The organism is Streptomyces sp. NPDC048196, from assembly GCF_040652715.1.
Classification (GTDB): Bacteria; Actinomycetota; Actinomycetes; order Streptomycetales; family Streptomycetaceae; genus Streptomyces; species Streptomyces siderophoricus.
Genome location: NZ_JBEZMM010000076.1, coordinates 1 through 20,003, shown reverse-complemented (window position 1 = coordinate 20,003; position 20,003 = coordinate 1). Strand labels below are relative to the sequence as shown.

At 72.6% G+C, this 20,003-nt stretch carries 21 protein-coding genes and 1 pseudogene; 12 read left to right on the top strand and 10 right to left on the bottom strand.

Features of this window, described 5'->3' with window-relative positions; genetic code table 11:
* Nucleotides 1-20: 20 nt before the first annotated feature.
* The 5 genes and pseudogenes from AB0E02_RS36720 to AB0E02_RS36700 form a co-directional block, all read left to right on the top strand.
* Entirely contained in the window at nt 21-536 is a 516-nt protein-coding gene (locus AB0E02_RS36720) for a PadR family transcriptional regulator (RefSeq protein ID WP_362148238.1), read from the top strand.
* Between the two features lie 126 nt (nt 537-662).
* Nucleotides 663-1,850: a DUF2306 domain-containing protein gene (locus AB0E02_RS36715; protein ID WP_362148235.1), complete on the top strand. Its 1,188-nt coding sequence runs from the start codon at nt 663-665 to the stop codon at nt 1,848-1,850.
* A 49-nt stretch (nt 1,851-1,899) separates the two neighbouring features.
* Nucleotides 1,900-2,829 carry a hypothetical protein gene (locus AB0E02_RS36710; protein WP_362148233.1) on the top strand — a complete coding sequence of 310 codons (930 nt, stop codon included), beginning with the start codon at nt 1,900-1,902 and terminating at the stop codon, nt 2,827-2,829.
* 110 nt (nt 2,830-2,939) lie between these two features.
* A complete protein-coding gene (locus AB0E02_RS36705; RefSeq protein WP_362148230.1) occupies nt 2,940-3,317 on the top strand; it encodes a metalloregulator ArsR/SmtB family transcription factor in 378 nt (125 codons plus the stop codon).
* Nucleotides 3,318-3,385: 68 nt separating this feature from the next.
* Nucleotides 3,386-3,810, top strand: a pseudogene (locus tag AB0E02_RS36700) (magnesium-translocating P-type ATPase); the annotation flags it as partial.
* Here the strand turns inward: AB0E02_RS36700 and AB0E02_RS36695 are convergent.
* Nucleotides 3,789-5,237 carry an MFS transporter gene (locus AB0E02_RS36695; RefSeq protein WP_362148227.1) on the bottom strand — a complete coding sequence of 483 codons (1,449 nt, stop codon included), beginning with the start codon at nt 5,235-5,237 and terminating at the stop codon, nt 3,789-3,791. The pseudogene AB0E02_RS36700 and the gene AB0E02_RS36695 overlap by 22 nt on opposite strands.
* 231 nt (nt 5,238-5,468) lie before the next feature.
* Here AB0E02_RS36695 and AB0E02_RS36690 point away from each other — a divergent pair, with 231 nt between their 5' ends.
* The 4 genes from AB0E02_RS36690 to AB0E02_RS36675 all read left to right on the top strand — a co-directional run bounded on the left by AB0E02_RS36690 (nt 5,469) and on the right by AB0E02_RS36675 (nt 8,132).
* The gene (locus AB0E02_RS36690; protein WP_362148223.1) at nt 5,469-6,140 is read left to right on the top strand and encodes a TetR/AcrR family transcriptional regulator; all 672 of its coding nucleotides are present in this window, start codon (nt 5,469-5,471) and stop codon (nt 6,138-6,140) included.
* Nucleotides 6,141-6,167: 27 nt separating this feature from the next.
* A complete protein-coding gene (locus tag AB0E02_RS36685; RefSeq protein WP_362148220.1) occupies nt 6,168-6,734 on the top strand; it encodes a cupin domain-containing protein in 567 nt (188 codons plus the stop codon).
* 138 nt (nt 6,735-6,872) lie between these two features.
* Nucleotides 6,873-7,412 carry a DUF4232 domain-containing protein gene (locus tag AB0E02_RS36680; protein ID WP_362148216.1) on the top strand — a complete coding sequence of 180 codons (540 nt, stop codon included), beginning with the start codon at nt 6,873-6,875 and terminating at the stop codon, nt 7,410-7,412.
* A gap of 75 nt (nt 7,413-7,487) precedes the next feature.
* Nucleotides 7,488-8,132 (top strand): LysE family translocator, encoded by a 645-nt coding sequence (locus AB0E02_RS36675; RefSeq protein WP_201804722.1) that lies wholly within the window; start codon nt 7,488-7,490, stop codon nt 8,130-8,132.
* A gap of 28 nt (nt 8,133-8,160) precedes the next feature.
* Here the strand turns inward: AB0E02_RS36675 and AB0E02_RS36670 are convergent, their stop codons facing one another.
* Complete coding sequence (locus AB0E02_RS36670; protein WP_362148213.1) at nt 8,161-9,336, bottom strand: MBL fold metallo-hydrolase; 1,176 nt, start codon at nt 9,334-9,336, stop codon at nt 8,161-8,163.
* A gap of 109 nt (nt 9,337-9,445) precedes the next feature.
* Nucleotides 9,446-10,321 (bottom strand): GNAT family N-acetyltransferase, encoded by an 876-nt coding sequence (locus tag AB0E02_RS36665; RefSeq protein WP_362148210.1) that lies wholly within the window; start codon nt 10,319-10,321, stop codon nt 9,446-9,448.
* 218 nt (nt 10,322-10,539) lie between these two features.
* On the opposite strand from AB0E02_RS36665, the gene AB0E02_RS36660 reads away from it, so the two are divergent.
* Entirely contained in the window at nt 10,540-11,517 is a 978-nt protein-coding gene (locus tag AB0E02_RS36660) for a carbohydrate kinase family protein (RefSeq protein WP_362148207.1), read from the top strand.
* Here AB0E02_RS36660 and AB0E02_RS36655 read toward each other — a convergent pair.
* Genes AB0E02_RS36655 through AB0E02_RS36645 form a run of 3 tightly spaced genes read right to left on the bottom strand, consistent with a single transcriptional unit; the run spans nt 11,490 to nt 13,562 of the window.
* On the bottom strand, nt 11,490-12,410 hold the full coding sequence (locus AB0E02_RS36655) for an SAM-dependent methyltransferase (RefSeq protein WP_362148204.1): 921 nt from the start codon (nt 12,408-12,410) through the stop codon (nt 11,490-11,492). The two genes, AB0E02_RS36660 and AB0E02_RS36655, sit on opposite strands and share 28 nt — an antisense overlap.
* Nucleotides 12,407-12,688 carry a DUF397 domain-containing protein gene (locus AB0E02_RS36650; RefSeq protein ID WP_030415679.1) on the bottom strand — a complete coding sequence of 94 codons (282 nt, stop codon included), beginning with the start codon at nt 12,686-12,688 and terminating at the stop codon, nt 12,407-12,409. The genes AB0E02_RS36655 and AB0E02_RS36650 overlap by 4 nt, the downstream gene beginning before the upstream one ends.
* Before the next feature lie 7 nt (nt 12,689-12,695).
* Nucleotides 12,696-13,562: a helix-turn-helix transcriptional regulator gene (locus tag AB0E02_RS36645; RefSeq protein ID WP_362148201.1), complete on the bottom strand. Its 867-nt coding sequence runs from the start codon at nt 13,560-13,562 to the stop codon at nt 12,696-12,698.
* A gap of 136 nt (nt 13,563-13,698) precedes the next feature.
* On the opposite strand from AB0E02_RS36645, the gene AB0E02_RS36640 reads away from it, so the two are divergent.
* Nucleotides 13,699-14,163 carry an ATP-binding protein gene (locus AB0E02_RS36640; RefSeq protein ID WP_362148198.1) on the top strand — a complete coding sequence of 155 codons (465 nt, stop codon included), beginning with the start codon at nt 13,699-13,701 and terminating at the stop codon, nt 14,161-14,163.
* Between the two features lie 42 nt (nt 14,164-14,205).
* Here the strand turns inward: AB0E02_RS36640 and AB0E02_RS36635 are convergent, their stop codons facing one another.
* Nucleotides 14,206-14,982 carry an SGNH/GDSL hydrolase family protein gene (locus AB0E02_RS36635; RefSeq protein WP_362148261.1) on the bottom strand — a complete coding sequence of 259 codons (777 nt, stop codon included), beginning with the start codon at nt 14,980-14,982 and terminating at the stop codon, nt 14,206-14,208.
* Between the two features lie 319 nt (nt 14,983-15,301).
* Between AB0E02_RS36635 and AB0E02_RS36630 the strand changes: the two genes are divergently transcribed.
* The gene (locus AB0E02_RS36630; RefSeq protein ID WP_362148195.1) at nt 15,302-16,111 is read left to right on the top strand and encodes a tyrosine-protein phosphatase; all 810 of its coding nucleotides are present in this window, start codon (nt 15,302-15,304) and stop codon (nt 16,109-16,111) included.
* 13 nt (nt 16,112-16,124) lie between these two features.
* Here the strand turns inward: AB0E02_RS36630 and AB0E02_RS36625 are convergent, their stop codons facing one another.
* From AB0E02_RS36625 to AB0E02_RS36615, 3 genes are all read right to left on the bottom strand, one after another.
* Nucleotides 16,125-17,255, bottom strand: coding sequence for a serpin family protein (locus AB0E02_RS36625; RefSeq protein ID WP_362148259.1), 1,131 nt, complete (start codon nt 17,253-17,255; stop codon nt 16,125-16,127).
* Between the two features lie 54 nt (nt 17,256-17,309).
* Nucleotides 17,310-18,692: an aspartate aminotransferase family protein gene (locus AB0E02_RS36620; protein ID WP_362148192.1), complete on the bottom strand. Its 1,383-nt coding sequence runs from the start codon at nt 18,690-18,692 to the stop codon at nt 17,310-17,312.
* The coding region (locus tag AB0E02_RS36615; RefSeq protein ID WP_362148189.1) for a transketolase C-terminal domain-containing protein at nt 18,689-20,003 on the bottom strand (1,315 nt) is incomplete at its 5' end. The genes AB0E02_RS36620 and AB0E02_RS36615, both read right to left, overlap by 4 nt.

Sequence of the window (20,003 nt, the reverse complement as noted above, 5' to 3'; positions counted from 1 at the left end):
GGACCCGGTACGGTCACGGCATGGATGTCGCCCGGTTGACCACGCCTTCGTTCCTCGTGCTCGGCATCATCGACAAGCTGGGTGAGGCCAGTCCGTACGACGTGAAGGTCGAGGCCGCGCGCACGGTGGCGCCGTTCTGGTCGATGCCGCATGCGCAGGTGTACGCGCAGTGCGACCGGCTGGTGGAGGCGGGGCTGCTGTCGGAGGTGCGGCAGTCGGGCGGGCGGAACCGGCGGCTGATGCGGCTGACCGAGGCGGGCCGGAAGGCGCTGGCGGACTGGCTGGCCGACCCGGCCTTCGTGCCCGTCGAGGCGCGGGAACGCGGCATTCTGAAGCTGTGGTTCGGGGCGCGGCCGGAGGTGCTCGCACCGGTGCAGCTCACCGAGCACCACCGCACGCTCGCGGATTACGAGGAACTCGCCGGGAGCGTCGGCGAGTTGCTGACCCGCGGGCAGCGTGAGGCACTGGAGTTCGGTATCCGGTATGAGCGGATGATGGTGGATTTCTGGCAGTGGGTGGCGCAGCGCGGGGAGTGAGGCCGCCGCACGACCGTTGACCACGGCGACGGATCGCCCTTACCTTCTCGATAGTCCAGACAGGACTATTGGCGCCGCGGGCCGCGGGGTGGCGGGGTGGCGGCAGGCCGGAGCGAGGGAGTCGCCGTGAACCGTCCGAGGAGGGTCGCCTGGCGCCGCGTGGCCACCATCGCCGTCGTGGCCGTCTGCGTGAGCTATGCGCCGGTCGCGATGACCGAACTGTGGCCGTACGCGCAGCGCGGGGCACCGGCGTTCGGCGAATGGGCGCTGGCGCGGGCGGTGTCACCGCACTATGTCGCCGAGGCCGTCGCGGACCGGCTCGGCCCGTACGGGCGCAGTCTGGTGGCGCTGATCGTCCACTCGGTGCTGGGCGGTGCGCTGATGCTGCTCGGCCCGGTCCAGCTGCTCTCGGCGGTGCGGCGGCGAATCCGGCTGCACCGGGCGGTGGGCGTGGTGTTCGCGCTGACCGTGTACGCGTCGATGGCGGGTGCCGCGGCCTATCTGGTGCGCACCGCGCCCCGGGACGCGTTCAGCGGACCGGCGTTCTGGATCGTGCTCACCACCATCCTGGTGGGCACGGTGCTCAGCGTGACGTTCGGCATCTTCGCCGCCGTCGGGCGCTTCCCCGACCTGCACCAGCGGTGGCTGCTGCTGTGCTACGGCTTCCTGATGACCGCGCCGCTGCTGCGCCTCGAATGGGGTGTGCTGCCGTGGCTGCTTCCCGGGCTGTCGATGGCGGACATCAACCGGGTCGCGGTGATGCACCTCGGGTCGGTGGTGGCGTTCGGCGCGCTGCTCGCCTCGCGGGCGATGGACCGGCGGGGGACGGTTTCCGGGGTGCGGGGGACGTGGGTGCCGACGCCGGTGCTCGCCGCGGTGCAGCTCGCCGGCGCGGCCGCGCTGGCCTGGATCGTCCGGTCGTACCTGGGCCGGGGCGCCGAAGGGCTGCGCCTGCTGGTCGCGTACCTGGTCCCGTACGCCGTGACCTACGCCGTGCTGCTCGTCCGCCAGCGGCGCGCGGGGCGGGACGGCCGGAGCTGGGCGCGCGAGGAGTGGCGTCTGCATCTGGCCGCCCTGTGCCTGGCGCCGGTGCTCTCGGTGGGCGCGGCGCTGCTGTTCGAGCGGTACCTGGGGCTGGACCGGGGCACGGCGCTGTCCGCGGGGGTGGCCATCGGCTGCGGCATGCTGGCGTTCGCGGCGACCACGGCGGTCAGTCTGCGGATCATGGTCGCGCGGGAGCTGGTCAAGCGGGAGGGCCCGGCCGCGCCCCGTCCCCCCGCACCGGTCCCCGTCACCCGCGTGGCCAACCCGTAAGCATTTCAAGGTCGTTGAGGGACGAGCCGGAGAGGGAGACGGAGCGCAGATGCCTGAGGAATCGGACGCGTCCGGCACCGCCGAAGCCACTCGGGCCGCGGAGGCGGTGCGGTCCGGTGACGGCACGTCAGCCGTGGCGGGCGAGGGCCGTGCGCTGACCGTGGGCGTGACGATGCTCGCGTACACCGTCGGCGTGCTCAGCGTCCTGGTCGGGGCGCTGCTCGCGGTGGCCGGTCTCACCGGGCAGGTGTTCAGCGCCTGGAAGTCGGCCGGGCCGCTGAGCCCTGCGCTGGTCGGCGCGGCGATGGCCGGTGTGGCGCCGGGGCTGTTCGGCGTCGGCCGGGCGCGGGTCTGGGAGGAGGTCCGCACGCTGGTCCTGCCGCTCGCCGTGGTGCTCGTCGGTCTGTTCGCCGTGAGCCTGCTCAATGCGGGCAGGCTGCAGGCGGCCGCGGGCGGTCCGGTGGTTCTGGTGCTGTTCAGCCTCGGCTGGGTCGCCGTGCTCGGGGTGCTCGCCGTGTGTGCGCTCGCCGCTCTCGTCCGGCAGTACCTGAAGCCCGCCCGGCCGCCGGCGGCCCGCCGCGCCCCGCTGCCGGGGTGGTCGAAGCCGTTCCTGGCCGTGCTCGGCTCGGCGTGGTTCGGCATCGGTACGGGTCTGCTGGTCGAGCCGCGGTTCTGGGCGGACTTCGTGCCGTGGGCGGTGAACCGGCCCGACGCCCAGGCGCTCGGCGTCTGGGGGGCCGCCCTCGGCGTCGGCGTCCTCGGGGCACTGGCCGAGGACGATCTGACGCGGACCCGCCCGGCGCTGCTCGCCCTCCCCGGTATCGCGCTCGCCCTGGCCGTCGTCCTCGGGGTGCGTGCCTCCGAGGTCGACTGGTCGTCGGGTGGCGCGCTGTCCCTGGTCACCATGGTCGCGGGGTTGCTGGTGGCGGGCACCGTCGGCCACCGTCTGCTGGCCCGCGGCCCGGCACCCCGGCCGTGAGCGGGACCGCGGGTGGGGCGTACGCGGTCGCCGCGGCCCCCTGACCGGCGGCACCTACACTGACCCGGTCGGGACGGGAACGACGTCCCACCAGGGGGACGGAGACGGCAGTGGTCGGACGCGGCAAGGGTGACGGCGGCGCGGTGGACGACCCGTCCGCCGAGGTGCTGAGCGAGGCGGCCGCGGTGTTCGGACTGCTGGCCGCTCCCCCGCGGCTGCACATCGTGTGGGCGCTGACGCAGGGCGAACGCGATGTGAGCGGGCTCGCGGAGCGGATCGGCGGGGCGCTGCCGGCGGTCAGCCAGCATCTGACGAAGCTGAAGCTCGCCGGTCTGGTGCGCTCGCGCCGGGAGGGCCGCCGGGTCGTGTACTTCGTCGACGATCCCGATGTCGTGGCGGTGGTGCGCCTGTTGTTCGACCGGCTGGATGCCCGGCGCGGCGGACGGTCCACGGGCGCCCCGGCGGACCTGCGGTCCTTCGGCGCCTGAGGCCACGTGTCCGGGACCACCGCGACACCGGGCGGCGGCCCCCCTCCCGTGCGGGCAGCCGGCGTACGCGCCCGGCCGTGCTGCGGCCGCGTGCCGTGCTCCGCCACATCACGGCCTTCGGCCTCCTCAACGCCGCCGCGGACCTGGCCACTTTCGGGGTGCTGGCGCTCGCCGTGAACCTCACGGGCGGCGCCGGCCGCCCGGCGGTGTTCCACGCCGGCTGGTTCACCGAGAACCTGCTGACCCAGGCCATGATGATGCTGCTGCTGCGCACCGGCCGGCCCGCCCCCGGCCGCCGCGCGATCGGCCCGGTCCACCTCGCCGTCACCGCCCTCGCCGTCGTCGGCCTCCTGCTCCCCCTGTCCCCCTGGCCGCCCTCCTGGACATGTCCGCCGCGCCACCGCTGTACTACGCCCTCCTCGCCGCGGTCCTCGCCCTCTACGCCGTCACCCTCACCGCGGCGGGACGGCGCTACGCGTGCGCCCCGTCGTGAGTATCCGGCCCTGCTTCGCCCGCGGCGCGGGACGGTGTCGGCCGGGGGATGCAGAGGAGGGCGAGGGTGGCGGCCGTCAGGTACGCGGTGGCGCCGATGGCCATGCTGATCCGCAGGCCGGTGGTGAAGCCGGCGGTGCCGGCCAGCAGGGAGCCGCCCAGCGCGACGCCCGCGGCGCTGCCGACCTGGCGGGTGGTGTTGAACAGGGCGGAGGCGGTACCGGCGTGGGTGTCGGGGGCGGCCGACATCACGGTGGCCGTTGATCCGGTGAGGGCGAAGGACGTGCCGAAGCCCGCCGCCATCATCGGCGCCACCAGCAAGGCGTAGTCCGGGTCCGGTCCCGCGGCGGCCCAGCCGGCCAGCCCTGCCGATCCCAGGAGCATGCCGGTCACCACGAGCGGCCGGTGTCCGGTGCGGCGTGCCAGTCGTCCGGACAGGACGGAGGCGAACATCGTCATGGCCACGGCCGGGAAGAGGGCGAGCCCGGTGCGCAGTGCGGTCAGACCGCGGTGGTGCTGGAAGGAGAGGCTGGCGGTGAAGATCATGCCGTAGAAGGCGAAGTTGAACAGCAGGCCGATGGCCGCGGCCCCGCTCATCGGGCGGGAGCGCAGCAGTCGCAGGGGCAACACGGGGGTACGGGCGAGGCGTTCGCGCAGCACGAATCCGGCGGCTGCCAGCAGGCACAGGCCGGCCCCGGCGAGGATCAGGGGGTCCGTCCAGCCGCGTCGTCCCGCCTCGTTGAGGACGGCGGTCAGCAGGGCCACCGTCGCGATCAGCGCGCACTGCGCCGGCCAGTCGAGGGGACGGTCCGTACTCCGCGCGGACACCGCCACATGACGCAGTGTCAGCAGCAGGCAGAGGCATCCGACGGGCAGGTTGATGAAGAACACCCAGCGCCAGCCCACGGTGGTCACCAGCAGACCGCCGAGGAGCGGGCCGGCGGAGGCGGCGATGCCGGCCATGGAGCCCCAGAGGCCGAAGGCCCGGGAGCGGGCGGCGGGTGAGGGGTAGGCCTGTTGGAGGAGCGCGAGGGAGCCGGGCACGATCAGCGCCGCGCCGAGTCCTTCGCACAGCCGGGCGGCGACCAGGAACCCGGCGCTCCGGGCCAGCCCGCAGCCGGCCGAGGCGACGGTGAACACCACCACCCCGGTGCAGAAGATCCGGCGGTTGCCCAGCCGGTCCCCCAGCGCGCCGCCGGTGAGCAGCAGACCGGCGAAGACCAGGGTGTAGCCGTCCGTGATCCACTGGATGCTGGTGAGCGAGGCGGACAGCTCCCGCCCCACCACCGGGACGGCGACGTTGATCACGGTCACGTCCAGGATGACCATGAAGTAGCCCGCACAGACCGCGAGAAGCGGGGCCAGGGACCGGGCCGGACCCGCGGGCCGATCCGGTCGATCGGCCTGAGGCCCACCGGCACGCACCATGGCGACACGGTATTCCCGGGACGCACGCCGCCCACGGCTTGAGCGGTCCGGCGGCGCGCCGGAATACCAACTGGTGCAACTCCTGCACTTGCTGGTTGAGTTGGTACACCAGCGAGTGTAATCTTCCTGCAGCGAAGCGCTGCGTCCTGCGAACGGCTACAACTCGACGCGCTGCCGGGCGAGTTGAAGTGGGAGCGCAGGCAACCGCCCCGCCGGAGAAAGGAGTCCCCCATGTCCGTCCATACACCCGCCCGTCGCGGCGGGCAGCCCGACAAGCGCCGGGCCATTGCGCAGGCCGCGCGCGTGGTGTTCGGGCGTGAGGGGTACGCCCGGGCCGGGGTCGATGTGATCGCCGCCGAGGCGGGCGTCTCCAAGCGCACCATCTACAACCACTTCGCGGACAAGGAGCAGTTGTTTCTCGCGGTGGCCCTCGAAGGCGCCGACGCGGTCACCGACGCCGTGCGGGTCCTGATGGAGCGGCATCTGCGGAAGATCGTGGATCTGGAGGAGGACCTGACCGCCTTCTGCCTGGACCGGGCGCAGGCGGTGACCGAATTCCCCGAGCACTTCGCGCTGGTCCGCTCGATCCACGCGGAGGTGACCCGGCTGCCCGCCGCCGTGTTGGAGAAATGGATGGCGCACGGCCCGCCCTCCGCCCACCAGCGCCTCGCGCCGTATCTGCAGCGGATCGCCGACCGCGGGCTGCTCGTCCTCGACGACGCGGAGCGGGCGGCGAACCGGCTCAACACGCTCACCATGAACGACGTGCTGATCCGCTCGTTCTACGGCGCCCTCCCCCTCCCGGAGCCGACCGTCCGGGACATCGTCACCGACGGCGTACGCGACTTCCTGTGCCTCTACGCCCCGCCGAAGACTCCCCCGCAGTCCCGAGAACCGTCCTGACCGGACGTTCCTTCCCGAGGAGTACCCATGACGTTCTTGTCACCCGACTATCCCGAGATCCGCTACCCGCACGACGAGGGTGAGATCAGCGCGACGTTCCGGCCGGCCGACACTCCGCCGGACTACACCGCGCCCGGCGGCAACACCTACCACTACCTGTCGACCCGGCTGACGACGGACGGGCTCTTCGGGCTCTACCAGAACCGCATGGGGCCGGCGGTGGGCGGCACCAGCCCGCACTTCCACAAAACGATGTCCGAGTCGTTCTACGTGCTGTCGGGGGAGATACACGTCTTCGACGGCGAGCGCTGGTTCGACGCGTCGCAGGGCGATTACCTCTACATTCCTCCGGGCGGGGTGCACTCGTTCGGGAACATCTCCGGTGAACCGGCCGAATTCCTGATGCTGTTCGCTCCCGGCGCGGCGCGCGAGGGGTATTTCGAGGGCCTCGCCGAGGTGGCGGGCATGACCGACCAGGAACGCGCCGACTTCTTCCTCCGGCACGACAGCTTCTTCACCGACATGACCAAGGGGCCGGCGGCGGATTCCTGGGAGGACCGGGCCGCCCTCCGCAAGTCGTTCCAGACCCGCTGAGAAAACCGCCCTGACGGGACGGAGTACGCCGCCGCCGGAGAGATCTTCCTCACGAGCACCGCGGTTCCGGGCAACCGACCGCGCGTCAAACGCCTCCTTACACGGCAGGGAACGAATTCGTGAAGGAATGGGGGAGCCGTGCGGCGGCGTTCACTTCTCGCGGCGACATCGGCCGCGCTCGTACTGACCGTCTCCGCCGGTCTCGGCCTGACCGGCTGCGGTTCGCAGCGCATGGCGGCGCTGCACGCCAACTGCACCACCAAGGGCCTGCGGTGGAAGCTCACCGTGCTCAAGAAGCCGGCGCACAGCACGCACCGTGACGCCCGTCTGACGATCGTCAACAAGACGTCCCGTCCATGCGTCTTCGGCGGCTATCCGTTCTTCGAGGTGCACGTCGGCAAGGGGCCGCTGGCCGACGGCAAGGGGCGCGGTTCGGTCCCGCCGCCCATCGACCTGCGGGCCGGCGGCACGGTGACGACGGGCCTGCGCTACAAGGATTCCGAGCCCGGCAACCCGTCCGGCGAATGCTGGGTCAGCAACGTGCAGGCGACGGTGGCGGCACCGCACGACCCCGCCCTGCGGATCATAACCGCCCGGGACGAGTCCGGCCGGCGCTCTCTTCTGTGCGTCTGCGACACCACGGTGTGGATGAGCCCGCCGAAGGAAGCGGCCGAGTAGCGCGGGATCTTGCAGGGCCCCGGGCCTCGTGCGGGGCCGGGCCCGGCTGGTTCAATGGCCGCCGAGGTGAGGAATATGGTGTCGGCCGACCGGCTGCTGGCGTTCGCGGTGATGTCGCTGTTGGTGATCGTGATTCCGGGGCCCAGCGTGCTCTTCGTGATCGGCCGGGCCCTGGCGCACGGCCGCCGTACCGCGCTGGCCACGGTCCTGGGCAATGTGCTCGGCTCGTACCTGCTGGTGGCCGCCGTGGCGTTCGGGCTCGGGGCGCTGGTCGAACGGTCCGCCGCGGTCTTCCTGGCCGTGAAGCTGGCCGGGGCGGCCTACCTCGTCCTTCTCGGCGTGCAGGCGTTCCGTCACCGCAAGGACATGAAGCTCACCGCCGTGCAGCCGGCCGGGCCGCGGGCCCGCGGCGATCTGCGGACGGTCGCCGACGGCGTGCTCGTCGGCTGCACCAACCCCAAGGGGATCGTCTTCTTCGCGGCCGTACTCCCCCAGTTCGTGGACCACGCGGCGGGCGGGCTGCCCGCCCAGATGCTCGTGCTGGGCCTGGTGCCGATCGGTATCGGCCTGATCACGGACACGGTGTGGGGGCTCACCGCCTCGGCGGCCCGCGCCTGGTTCGCCCGGTCCGAGCGCCGGCTGTCGCTGATCGGCGGCGCCGGGGGCTTCGCGATGATCGGCCTCGGGGTGACGGTGGCGGCGACCGGACGCGCGGACTGACCGGCGCCCGGTGCCGCAGACCGCCCGCTCAGCGGTCCGCCGCGAGATCGGCCTCCACGGCCGGGGGCGCCACCGGCGGCCAGGCCGGCCAGCCGTGGACCGGCGGCACCGCGATCGCCCGCCACCAGGGATAGCCGGCCGGCGGCGCGGCCGGCTCGAACGGCTCGCCCGGCCTGGGGTGGACGGTGGTCACCCCGGCCTTCCGGCCGGCGCTCAGCGTCCATTCGGCCGGCTCGGCCCACGGGTGCGGGGCGAGGTTGAAGGTGCCCCAGTGGATCGGCAGCAGGACGCCGGCCGGAGCGCCGCCCTGGAGGTCCAGATGGGATTGGACCCCCTGGTCGGGACGCATGTGAATGTCGGGCCAGAACTCGCTGTAGGCGCCGATCTGGATCATCGTCGCGTCGAACGGGCCGTGCGCCGCGCCGATCTCCGCGAAGCCGGGGAAGTAGCCGGTGTCGCCGCTGTGGAAGATGCGGTGTCCGGGGCCGGCGACGACCCAGGAGGCCCAGAGGGTGTGCTGCGGACCGCGCAGGCCGCGGCCGCAGAAGTGCTGGGCCGGGGTGGCGGTGAGGGTGAGGTCGCCGACGCGGGTGGCCTCGTGCCAGTCCAGCTCGGTGATCCGCTCCGCGGGCACGCCCCAGAATTCCAGGTCGGCACCGACGCCCAGCGGGACGACGAAGACCGCGCCGGTGCGGATCAGCGCCTGGATCGTGGACATGTCGAGGTGGTCGTAGTGGTCGTGGGAGATCACCACGGCGTCGACCGGGTCCAGCTCGGCCAGCTCGACCGGCATCGGATGCATCCGCTTCGGGCCCGCCCAGGTGAACGGCGAACAGCGCTCCCCCCACACCGGGTCGAAGAGCACCCGCCGGCCGTCGATCTCCGCCAGTACGGTCGAATGCCCCAGCCACGTCAGCCGCAGCCCGGACGCGGGCGGAACGGCGAGATCCGCCGTCGGGCGGACCACCGGAATCCGGCCGACCGGGGCCCGGCGCAGCCGCCCCTCGCGGTTCAGCTGGGTGCGCGCCATCGGCAGCGCGGAGCCGTCGAGCAGCTGCCGGGTCTGCACCGGGTTGCGGAACTGGCCGTCCACGAACTGCGGCGACCTGCGTATCCGGGCCAGCCGCTCGCCCGTGGGCCGGGCGCCGAAGCTCGCGGGACGCAGCGCGGACAGTCGGGTACGGCGGGATCGGGAACCGGGCACGGCACCTCCATGGTCGGGGCGGTCGCGAAGTGAACGGGCCACGGGACCGGTGGGTTCCGCCGGCGCCCCCGCCCACTTCGCACCTCCCCCTCAACGCCCCGACCGCCCCTCACATTCCGTGACCGGCCACCTCCGCGACGTCGAATATCAGTACGACATGATCCTCCACCGCCCGGTACCCGACTCTCCGGTAGAGCGCATTACTGGTGGCGTTGGCGAGATCGGCGAACAACACCACCTCCCGGGCCCCGAAGGCCCGTGCGGCGGCCGACACCGCTGCGGTGACCGCCCCGCCGAAACCGCGTCCGCGCAGCTCCGGCGGGGTGTGCACGGGGGCGACCCGGGCCATCCCGGCCAGCGTCCGCGTGACACAGGCCATCGAGGCCGGGTGGCCCCGGTACTCCCACAGCAGACAGCGGCCGTCCGCGATCCGCTCGTCGAGCGCACGCGCGTCGCGCGGCGGCGGACCGCCGGTCTCGGCGGCGAAGGCCGCGAACCGGTCGAGCAGCAGGTCCCGGTCCGCGGGCGTGGCGGGGCGGGCGGCGCCGGGCGGCGCGGGGCGCGGAGGCGTCAGTTCCGCGAGCCGGTAGAGGCGGTGCCGTGCGCCGGTACGGGCCGTGCCGCCGCCGCGTCGTTGCCAGGCGGCGGCGAAGGCCTCGGCGGCGGGCCGAGCGCCGTTCACCCCGGCCGGCCGGGGCCGCTCGCGCGCCAGTACGTCGGCCAGCGCGGCAGCCGCGTCGTCCGGCATCGGTGAGAGCACGACCGGCCGCGGCGGGGTCCACAGGAACGCGGCCGCGGCCTCCCGCCCTCCGTCCGGCCGCCACCATCCGTACACCGGGGCATCGTCCCCGTACGCGTCGGGGCCGATCGTGCGCAGGGCGGAGGCCGCCGAGAGCAACACCGTGTGGCCGACCGGCCGGCCGCGCAGGAACTCCCCCGCGGCCGCCTCGAACGCGTCCGGGTCCCGGGTCGTGGTCCACGTCATGCCTCAGCGTGGCGCGCGGGCACCCGGCGGCGCAGCCGGTTTTCGGTGCACCGCCGGAGCGTCTTGCGCGTCGTTTCCCCCCTCGTGCCACCGCTGTCCCTGACATCCCGATTTCGGGCGGGGCTGCGTCTAGACTCCCGGCAGCGGGCGCACCTGGTCCGCAAAACGGTCTCACCAGCAAGGCATTCGTCTCACCAGCAAGGGATGCAGGGACGCTTGTGACATTCCAGCAGGTATCCGAGCCGTATGACGCATATGACGTACTCGTGGTGGGCGGGTCGGGGGTGGACACCATCGTGCCGGTCGGCGCGCTGCCCGTGCCGCCGGCCGATTCCCATCCGGTCGCGCCCATCAGGGAATGGGCCGGCCATACCGGAACCGGTGTCGCGCTGGGCTGCGCGGCGCTAGGACTGACCACCGGATTCGTGGACTTCATCGGTGACGACCCTCCCGGGGCCCTGGTCCGCGAGCGGCTGGCCGGCACCGGTGTGGACTTCCGCCCGCTGGTCTCACCGCACGGCACCCGGCGCGCGGTCAACCTCGTCGCCCCCGACGGCCGCCGGATGTCCTTCTACGACGGGCGTGACCCGCTCGATCTGCGGATGCCGCCGGAGCACTATCTGCCGGTGCTGCGCCGGGCCCGGCACGTGCATCTGTCGATCACCCACTTCGCCCGCTTCCTCTACGACGACATCGAGGCGCTCGGCCTTCCGGTCTCCACCGATCTGCACGACTGGGACGGTCTGACGGACCACCACCGGGAGTTCGCCTTCCGCTCGGACCTGGTGTTCCTGAGCACGGCGGGGGCGGGCGAGCGGATCGGGCAGGTGATGCGGGAGATCCTGCGGCAGGGGCGGGCCCAGGCGGTCGTGGCGACGGCCGGTGCGGGCGGCGCGTATCTGCTCACGCCCGACGACCGGAGTCCGCGGCCGGTGCCGGCCGCGGTGCCGCCGGGCCCCGTCGTGGACAGCAACGGGGCCGGCGACGCCTTCGTCTGCGGCTTCCTGCACGGCCTGCTGGCAGGCCGTCAACTGGCGGACTGCGCACGCCTGGGCGCGGTCGCGGGGGCGTACGCGTGCACCGCGGCGGGCACCCACACCGCCCTCATCGGGCCGGAGGGACTGCGCGGTGTCGTCCCCGAGCCCGCGACGGCGGCCGAGCCGGCCGGTCAGTCCTTGCGGCCGACCCCGCCGTAGAAGACGGTGTTGTTCAGTTCCTCGGCGTCGGGTACCGGTCCGTCCGGCCGCCACAGCGGGACGCGGACCACGCCCGGGTCGAGGAGGGTGAACGGCCCGAAGAGCGGCTCGATGCCGGCCTTGGAGCGCAGGTTGAGGCTGGCGGTGGCACTCTTGTAGACGTCCTCCACGCCCGCCCGGGCGACCTCGTCGGTCCGGCCGCCCGGGTAGCCCTCGTAGGGTTCGTCGGTGGCGTGCGTCAGGACGAGGTGGCTGCCGGCGGGCAGCGCCTCGGCGAGGGTGGCGATCACGCCGGCCGGGTCCTCGGCGTCCCGGAGGAAGTGCAGGACGGCGACGAGCAGCAGCGCCACGGGTTCGTCGAAGTCGATCAGCTCACGGACCACGGGATGGTCCAGGACCGCCTTGGGGTCGCGGACGTCGCCGAGCACGAAGCCGGTCCGTGCCGCGTTGGTGAGCCGGGCCCCGGCGTGGGTGGCGACGATCGGGTCGTTGTCGACGTAGACGACCCGGCAGTCGGGCGCGGCCTCGCGGGCCACCTCGTGGGTGTTGGGCGAGGTCGGGATGCCGGTGCCGAGGTCGATGAGCTGGCGGACGCCGGCGTCGACGACGGTGCGTACCGCGCGCCGCAGGAAGGCGCGGTTGGCGCGGGCGCTGAGCCGTACCTGGGGGTGGACCTCGATGACGCGCTCGGCGGCCACCCGGTCGACCTCGTAGTTGTCCCAGCCGCCGAGGTAGTAGTCGTACATCCGGGCCGGGTGCGGCCGGCTGGTGTCGATCTCCTCGGCGGTGAAGCCGGTGTGCTCGGGGCCGGGCGGGTACGGGCCGAAGTCCGGGACCTCGGAGTCCGGAACGTCGAAGTCCGGGCGTTCCGGCGGGAGTTGCTGCCCGCTCATGCGGTCCTCCGCTCGGTGCACCGGCCGGCCGGTGCCGCAGTGAGCAGGAAGTCGGCGTGGCCGGCCTTGGCGCCCTCGATGAAGCTGACCATTTCGCGGTGGGTGTAGATCAGCGCCGGGCCGTCCGGGTCGGTGGACTGGCGCAGGGCGATCCGGCCGTCCCCCAGCCGCATGGCCTCGACGCACTCGCCACCGTTTCCGCCGCTCCACGGTTTGTGCCAGCCCTCTGTGCCGAGTTCTTTGGCGGGCATGCCGTTGTAGATGCGTATGCGATCCATGGGGGGTTCAGATCTCCTTGCGAAAGCCACCCAGAATGGCCTCGGTGGTGTGTGCCGGCGCGGCCTGCGCACACATCCGGTCCAGGGCCTCCAGGTACTGCGAAACGTCGTTGCGCTGGTCGAAGTACACGGCTCCGACGAGGCTTTCCGTGTAGGCGATGTCCGGGAGTTCCGGGATCGGGAAACGGAAGATGTGGAAGGGTCCGTACATGGCGGGGTGCGGGCCGGCGGCGAAGGGCATCACCTGCAGCCGGACGTTCGGCAGCGCGGTGGCCTCCATGAGCCGGGTGATCTGGTCGCGCATCACCTTGGGCCCGCCGATCGGACGCCGCAGGACGGTCTCGTCCATGACCACCCAGAGCATCGGCGCGTTGTCGCGGGTCAGCAGGGACTGCCGTTCCCTGCGCAGGGCGACGATGCGGTCGATCTCCGCACCGGAGGCGTGCGGCATCCCGGCACGGAGCACGGCGGTGGCGTAGTCCTCGGTCTGCAGCAGTCCGGGGACGTAGTGCGGTTGGTAGGCGCGGATGAGGTTGGCCTCGCCCTCCAGGCTGACGAAGGCGCTGAACCACTCGGGGAGGACGTCCCGGAAGCGGTGCCACCAGCCGGGCTTGTTGGCCTCGCGGGCCAGGCCCAGGAAGCCTTCGATCTCCTCCTCGTCGGTGACGCCGTAGGTCGCCAACAGCTTTTCGACGTAGGGGAGTTTGAGCCCGACCTCGGCCTTCTCCATCCGCCGGACGGTGGCGTGGGTCACGTCGAGCGCCGTCGCGGCCTGCTCGTAGGAGAGTCCCGCCTTCTCGCGCAGGTCCTGCAGTCGCTTGCCGAGCACCACCCGCAGGACGGTCGGTGCGCCTGCCGACCGTGGGTCCGCCACGTCCGATCGCCTCCAACTGACTTCAGTGTTCAGCAGTGTGTCATGCCGTCATCAGGACGAACAGACTGCACTGACGATTCTGCAAATTGCAGAGTGATCCTTGCCATTGGTGACCGACATCGCACATAGTTACGGAGTGGCTTCCTCCAACAACGCTCCCTCGTTAGGGCGCTGCGGCGGCTTCGTCGCCCAGCACCCGCAGGACGCGTTCCACTTGCCGGCGCGACGCACGTCCGTCCCCGAGGCGCGCAGACGCGTCCAGACGCTGCTCGCCGAGTGGGGCGCGGCTCAACAAGTCCGCGACGACGTGGAGTTGGTGGTCTCCGAGCTGTTCACCAATGCCGTGCGGCACACCGGCAGCGAGAAGGTCGGCTGTGAAATCGCCCTCATCGGCGCGCACATACGCATAGAGATCACGGACGAGGGCGACCCCGGGGGTTCGGCGCCGCAGATCCAGCCGGGCAGTCCGGACCAGGAGTGCGGCCGGGGACTGTTCCTGGTCGGCGCGCTCTCCGAGAGCTGGGGCTCGCGCCCGGACGACAGCGGGCAGGGCCGTGTGGTCTGGGCGGACCTGCCGTACTCCAGCGCTCCGGCACACTGAGGCCCCGTTCCGCCGTCGGCGGACGGGGCCTTCGTCAATGGTTCAGAGCGGCAGCAGGTCGGGCCGTTTGGGCTCGACGTGGTCGCCGGAGGACTCACCACGCAGCCGGCGCCCGATCCACGGCACCAGGTGTTCCCGCGCCCAGTGGATGTTGTTCCGCCGCGCCTCGGCGGCCGATCGCTCCGCCTCCGGCGGCCAGGGCTGGTCCGGATCGGCAGGCACCGGCAGGCCGAGCACCTGGGCGGCACGCAGCGCCACACGGGTGTGGCCGTCGGCCGACAGGTGCAGCCGGTCCTCGCTCCAGGCCCGCCGGTCCTGTACGGACTTCAGCGACCACAGGTCGAGCACCGGGCAGCCGTGCCGGTCCGCGATGGCCCGGACGTGCGCCGTGTAGGTGGCGATCTTCCCGCGCAGGAGACCGAGCACCGGAACCCCGCGGGTGTCGAAGCCGGTGCAGAGCAGCACCGTGCCGACCGAGGCGCGCAGATCGGCCACCGCCGCCTCGTAGCGCTCGGCGACCGCGTCCGGGTCGGATCCCGGCCGGAGGATGTCGTTGCCGCCGGCACAGAACGTCACCAGGTCGGGGGCCAGCTCCTTGGCCCGCGGCACCTGTTCCTCGACGATCTGGTCCAGCAGCCGCCCCCTGATGGCGAGGTTGGCGTAGCGGAAGGCACCCTCCGCCTGCTGGTCCGAGAGCAGGACCGCGAGCCGGTCCGCCCAACCGATGTACACCCCGTCAGGGCCGGGATCCCCGACCCCCTCTGTGAAGCTGTCCCCGACGGCTGCGTACGACCCGATGGCACCTGTGGCGCCGGTGATGAGGTCTTTCGACTCATCTGCAGCGCTCGTGGCGCCGCTGCTGATGTTCTTCGAATCGTCTGCCACGTCAGGACATACTTCACCTTGAGAAGTGACCTACGCCACCGTAACCAGGGGTTGACGAGGCGTGATTAATGCCACCAGGTCAAATTCTGCTCAAGTTGGAATAAGAATCGGTCATGGGTTGCTTATTGAGCGCTTCCTCGCGCCCTGCGGCGCTCCGATTGCGGCCTGATTTCCTATTGCATCAATGTCGTATCGTCGGGACTGCCCCGCCTCGTCGACGAGCAGCGTCGGCGACCGACCCAGAGGAGCGCCCGTGACGCAGCAGACGCCGCAGGTCCCGCAGGCCCAGCCGGAGCTCGCGGAGGTCCGCAACTTCCGCGACGTGGGCGGGCTGCCGACCGTGGACGGGCGTCGCGTACGGGAGGGCAGACTGTTCCGCAGCGGACACCTCGCCCACGCCACGGCGGAGGACACGGCGTTCCTGGCCGGCCTCGGGCTGCACACGGTCTTCGACTTCCGCAATGCCTCGGACATCAAGCTGGAGGGCCCCGACGTCGCGCTCCCCGGCGTGCGCAACGTGAACATCCCGCTGACCGACCCGGCCGACGGCGCCGAGTTCTGGACGATGGTCCGCGACGGCGAGCTGGAGCAGCTGCGCACCGCGCTCGGCGACGGCAAGGCCGCGGCCCGGATGGCCGCCACCTACCGGCACATCATCACCACCCGCACCGAGGACCACAGCCGGGTGCTGCACGCGCTCGCCGAGGACAGCGTCCCCGCGCTGATGCACTGTGCGGCGGGCAAGGACCGGGCCGGCCTGTCCGTGGCCGTGACCCTGCTGGCGGTCGGGGTGGAGCGGGACGCCATCGAGGCCGACTACCTCAAGTCCAACGACCCGCACCGCCGCTACAAGATCCGCCGCTCCGACAACTCCGCGGTCGGGATGTCGCCGGAAGTCATGGAGCTGCTCTCGCCGCTGTTCGGCGCGCACACCGACTACCTCGCGGCTGCCTACGACGCGATCGAGCGGACCTGGGGCTCGACGGAGAAGTACCTGTCCGAGGGCCTGAAGCTGGCCCCCGAGACCCGCGAGCGGCTGCGCGAGGCGCTGCTCACCGACTGACCGGACCGCGCGCCTAGGGTTCGGCGACCCAGCCCGCCGTCAGCACCAGCCCCGACGCCCGGTGCACGGCGAGGAACCCGAAGGGCCGGTCGAAGCGGGCCGTGATCCGCAGCGCCTGGTACGGCGGGGGCGGCGGCACGGCTCCCGCGGCGGCCGGCATGACCGTGACGGCCGCCGCCCGGAAACCGAGCGCGCCGAAGGTCGCGGTGGCCTGCTGCCGGGCGGCCGACACCGCGAGCGGGTGGTCGCTGATGCCCGGGAAGTGCCCGCGGGAGGTGTCCGCCGCGGCGGTCAGCCCGAACAGCTCCGGCCGCTTGAGCAGGTCGTGTGCGGCGTCGACGGTGAACCGCACGGTCGTGAGGTCCAGCCGCGGCACCCCGTCGTAGCTCGGCACCGTCGTCACCCGCAGCCCCGGCCCGGCGCCGTCGGTGAGCGCGGCACCGGACACCGCCGGGTACCGCCCGGCCAGCGCCTCGACGCCGTGTCCCAGCACCTCGCCGCCCGGCACCCCGGGCCCGCCGAGCAGCAGATGGACGTCCAGGCCGTTGTCGCCCTCGACGCGTACGTCGGTCAGCGGGCCGGCCGGGGTGCCGTGCACCCGCACCTGCGCGGGCTCCGCCCCGGAGCGGCCGAGCGCGGTCACCTCGCGCCCCGCCCAGGGGCCTTCGGTGAGCCGCAGCGGGTACTCCCCGAAGGGTTCCGTCCAGGTCGTCCGCACCAGCAGCGCACTGGCCAGGACGAGCAGCAGGTCGGGGGTGACCTCGACCGGCATCCGCTCGACCATCCCGTCGGTGTGGCGCCGCGCCCAGGCGTCCAGCGCCTCCTGGTCCGCCGCCGCGTCGCCGGTGAGCTCGCCGAGCGTGCCCGGGGCCAGGCTCTCCCGCCACTCGGGCCGCAGCGCCAGCGTGCGCCGGGCCCACAGCGCGGCCGCGGCACCCACGCCGTCGGCCGCGTCCAGCGCCGCGAGTAGCGACCGGCCCTCCGACGGCGCCCGCTCCGGGTCGGTGCCGAGCGCCTCGGCCAGCTCCGTACGGGCCGGGCCCGCCGAGGGGCCCGCGAGCAGCGCGAGCAGCGGCCAGACACCGGCCGCGGTGAGGACCGTGCCGGCCGGTCCCACCGCCTCCCGCGCCCAGCGCGCCGTCATGTCGTTCACGGACCGCACCGTCGTCCCGTCCGGCATCGCGTCCCCCCAGGGCTGTCAGCGGTGGGCGACCGCCTGTTTGACCAGCGTCCGCCCGAAGTCCCACATCAGGTTGCCGCCGCCGTGGGCGTCGTCCATGACGGCCGTGAAGGCGCCGACGAACCGGTCCACCTCCCGCTCGCCGATGATCAGCGGCGGGATCAGCTTAATGACCTCCAGGTGGTCGCCGGAGACCTGGGTGAGGATGCGGTGCCGCTGCAGCAGCGGCACCACGACCATCTGCGCGAACAGCCCCTTGCGGGCCGCCTGCAGCATCGTCCAGCGGCTGCGCAGCCCGAGCGAGGTGGGCCGGCCGAACTCGATGCCGATCATCAGGCCCCGGCCCCGTACGTCGTGCAGCAGCTCGTACTTCGGGATCAGCTCGGCGAGCCGGCCGCGGAGCAGATCGCCGGTGTGCCGGGCGTGCGCGACGGTCTGCTCGTCCTCCATCACCGCGAGGACCGCCAGACCGGCCGCCATCGCCTGGGCGTTGGAGCCGAAGCTGGCGGAGTGCACCAGTACGCGGTCCATGGACGAGTAGACCTTTTTGAAGATCCACTCCTTGCCGAGGGTCGCGCCGACCGGGACGTAGCCGCCGGACAGCGCCTTGGCCACGCACACCAGGTCCGGTGCGACGCCGTCCTCGTGCTGGTAGGCGAAGAAGTCACCGGTGCGGCCGAGGCCGGTCTGCACCTCGTCGGCGATCAGCAGGGCCTTGTGCCGGTGCAGGAGGTCCTGCGCGGCCCGCAGATGGCCGGGCGGCGCCTCGTGCACGCCCTTGCCCTGGATCGGTTCGACGATCAGCGCGGCCACGTCGCCCTTCGCCAATTCCCTTGCCAGGGCGTCGAGATCACCGAGCGGCACGGCGGTGTCGGGCAGCAGCGGCGCGAAGCCGTCGCGGAAGCCGTCCTCGCCGTTGACGGAGAGGGAGCCGGTCGTCAGGCCGTGGAAGGCGTGGGTGCAGTACAGGACCCGCGGCTTCCCGGTCGCGTACCGGGCGAATTTCAGCGCGGTCTCCACGGCCTCGGTGCCGCTGTTGCCGAAGAAGACCCGGTCGAGGTGCGGGGACTGGCCGAGCAGCTTCTCGGCGAGGAGCCCAGGCAGCGGCTGGCAGTCGAAGCGGGTGAGGTCGGGCAACTGGGCGTCGAGGACGTCGTGCAGCGCCTTCCGTACGACGGGGTGGTGCCGGCCCAGGCCCATCACCCCGAAGCCGGCGAGCATGTCGAGGTAGTCCTGGCCTTCGGCGTCCCAGAAGTACGCGCCCTCGGCCCGCTCGTAGACCTTGTCGAAGCCGATGGTGTGCAGCATCCGCGGCAGCTGGTGGTTCAGATGGCGGGTGTGCAGGTCGTACCGCTCGCCGCCGCGCTCCGCGAGCAGCCGCGTCAGGTCGAATCCGGTCATGAGACGCTCTCCTTACGGGCCAGCGCGGCGCTGATCCGTCCGGCGATCTCGGCCGGGGTCAGGCCCAGGTCGGCCAGCAGCTCGGCCCGCTTGGCGTGCGGCAGGAACTGCTCGGGGATGCCGAAGGTGCGCAGCGGTACGTCGACGTCCGCGTCCCGCAGCGCCTGGCCGACCGCCCAGCCGACGCCGCCGGTAAGGCTGTTGTCCTCGACCACGGCCACCAGCGCGTGGTCGGCGGCGAGTTCGACGACGGCCGGGTCGACCGGCTTGACCCAGCGCGGATCGACGACCGTCGCGTCCACGCCGCGGGCCGCGAGCAGCTCGGCGACCCGCAGGCAGACCGGTGCCATCACGCCGACCGCGACCAGGAGGACGTCCGGGTGCGGTGCCCGGTGCAGGACGTCCACCCCGCCGATCCGGTCCACGGCCGGGATCGGGTCGTCCACCGATTCCTTGGGGAAGCGCAGCACGGTCGGTGCGTCGTCCACGTCGAGGGCCTCGCGCAGCTGGGCGCGGAGCTGGTCGGCGTCGCGCGGGGCGGCGATCCGCAGGCCGGGGACGACGCCGAGCACCGACATGTCCCACATGCCGTTGTGGGAGGCGCCGTCGGTGCCGGTGACGCCGGCCCGGTCCAGGACGAAGGTCACGCCGCACCTGTGCAGCGCGACGTCCATCAGGATCTGGTCGAAGGCGCGGTTCAGGAAGGTGGCGTAGACCGCGAAGACCGGGTGCAGGCCGCCGGTGGCCAGGCCCGCCGCCGAGACGGCCGCGTGCTGCTCGGCGATGCCCACGTCCCACACCCGGTCCGGGAACGCCTCGGCGAACTTCCGCAGGCCGACCGGCTGCAGCATCGCCGCCGTGAGGGCGACGACGTCCTCGCGTTCCGCGCCGATGCGGACCATTTCGTCGCCGAAGACGGACGTCCAGGACGGTGCGCCGGGCGGGGCGACCGGCGCGCAGGTCAGCGGGTCCATCACGCCGACGGTGTGGAAGTGGTCGGCCTCGTCCTCCAGGGCGGGCCGGTAGCCGCGGCCCTTCTCGGTCAGGCAGTGCACCAGGACCGGGCCGTGGAATCCGGCCGCGCGGCGCAGCGCCGATTCGACGGCCGTGATGTCGTGCCCGTCGATCGGGCCGAGGTACTTCAGGCCCAGGTCCTCGAACATGCCCTGCGGCGCGATGAAGTCCTTCAGGCCCTTCTTGGCGCCGTGCAGGGTGCCGTAGAGCGGTTTGCCGACGACCGGGGTGCGCTCCAGCAGGTCCTTGCCGCGGGCCAGGAAACGCTCGTAGCCGTCGGTGGTGCGCAGGGTGGCG

Coding starts and splice junctions, on each gene's coding strand:
- AB0E02_RS36720 (WP_362148238.1), top strand. CDS start 21: ATGGATGTCGCCCGGTTGACCACGCCTTCGTTCCTCGTGCTCGGCATC.
- AB0E02_RS36710 (WP_362148233.1), top strand. CDS start 1,900: ATGCCTGAGGAATCGGACGCGTCCGGCACCGCCGAAGCCACTCGGGCC.
- AB0E02_RS36695 (WP_362148227.1), bottom strand. CDS start 5,237: ATGGTGCGTGCCGGTGGGCCTCAGGCCGATCGACCGGATCGGCCCGCG.
- AB0E02_RS36690 (WP_362148223.1), top strand. CDS start 5,469: ATGTCCGTCCATACACCCGCCCGTCGCGGCGGGCAGCCCGACAAGCGC.
- AB0E02_RS36685 (WP_362148220.1), top strand. CDS start 6,168: ATGACGTTCTTGTCACCCGACTATCCCGAGATCCGCTACCCGCACGAC.
- AB0E02_RS36675 (WP_201804722.1), top strand. CDS start 7,488: ATGGTGTCGGCCGACCGGCTGCTGGCGTTCGCGGTGATGTCGCTGTTG.
- AB0E02_RS36665 (WP_362148210.1), bottom strand. CDS start 10,321: ATGACGTGGACCACGACCCGGGACCCGGACGCGTTCGAGGCGGCCGCG.
- AB0E02_RS36655 (WP_362148204.1), bottom strand. CDS start 12,410: ATGAGCGGGCAGCAACTCCCGCCGGAACGCCCGGACTTCGACGTTCCG.
- AB0E02_RS36650 (WP_030415679.1), bottom strand. CDS start 12,688: ATGGATCGCATACGCATCTACAACGGCATGCCCGCCAAAGAACTCGGC.
- AB0E02_RS36625 (WP_362148259.1), bottom strand. CDS start 17,255: ATGACGGCGCGCTGGGCGCGGGAGGCGGTGGGACCGGCCGGCACGGTC.
- AB0E02_RS36620 (WP_362148192.1), bottom strand. CDS start 18,692: ATGACCGGATTCGACCTGACGCGGCTGCTCGCGGAGCGCGGCGGCGAG.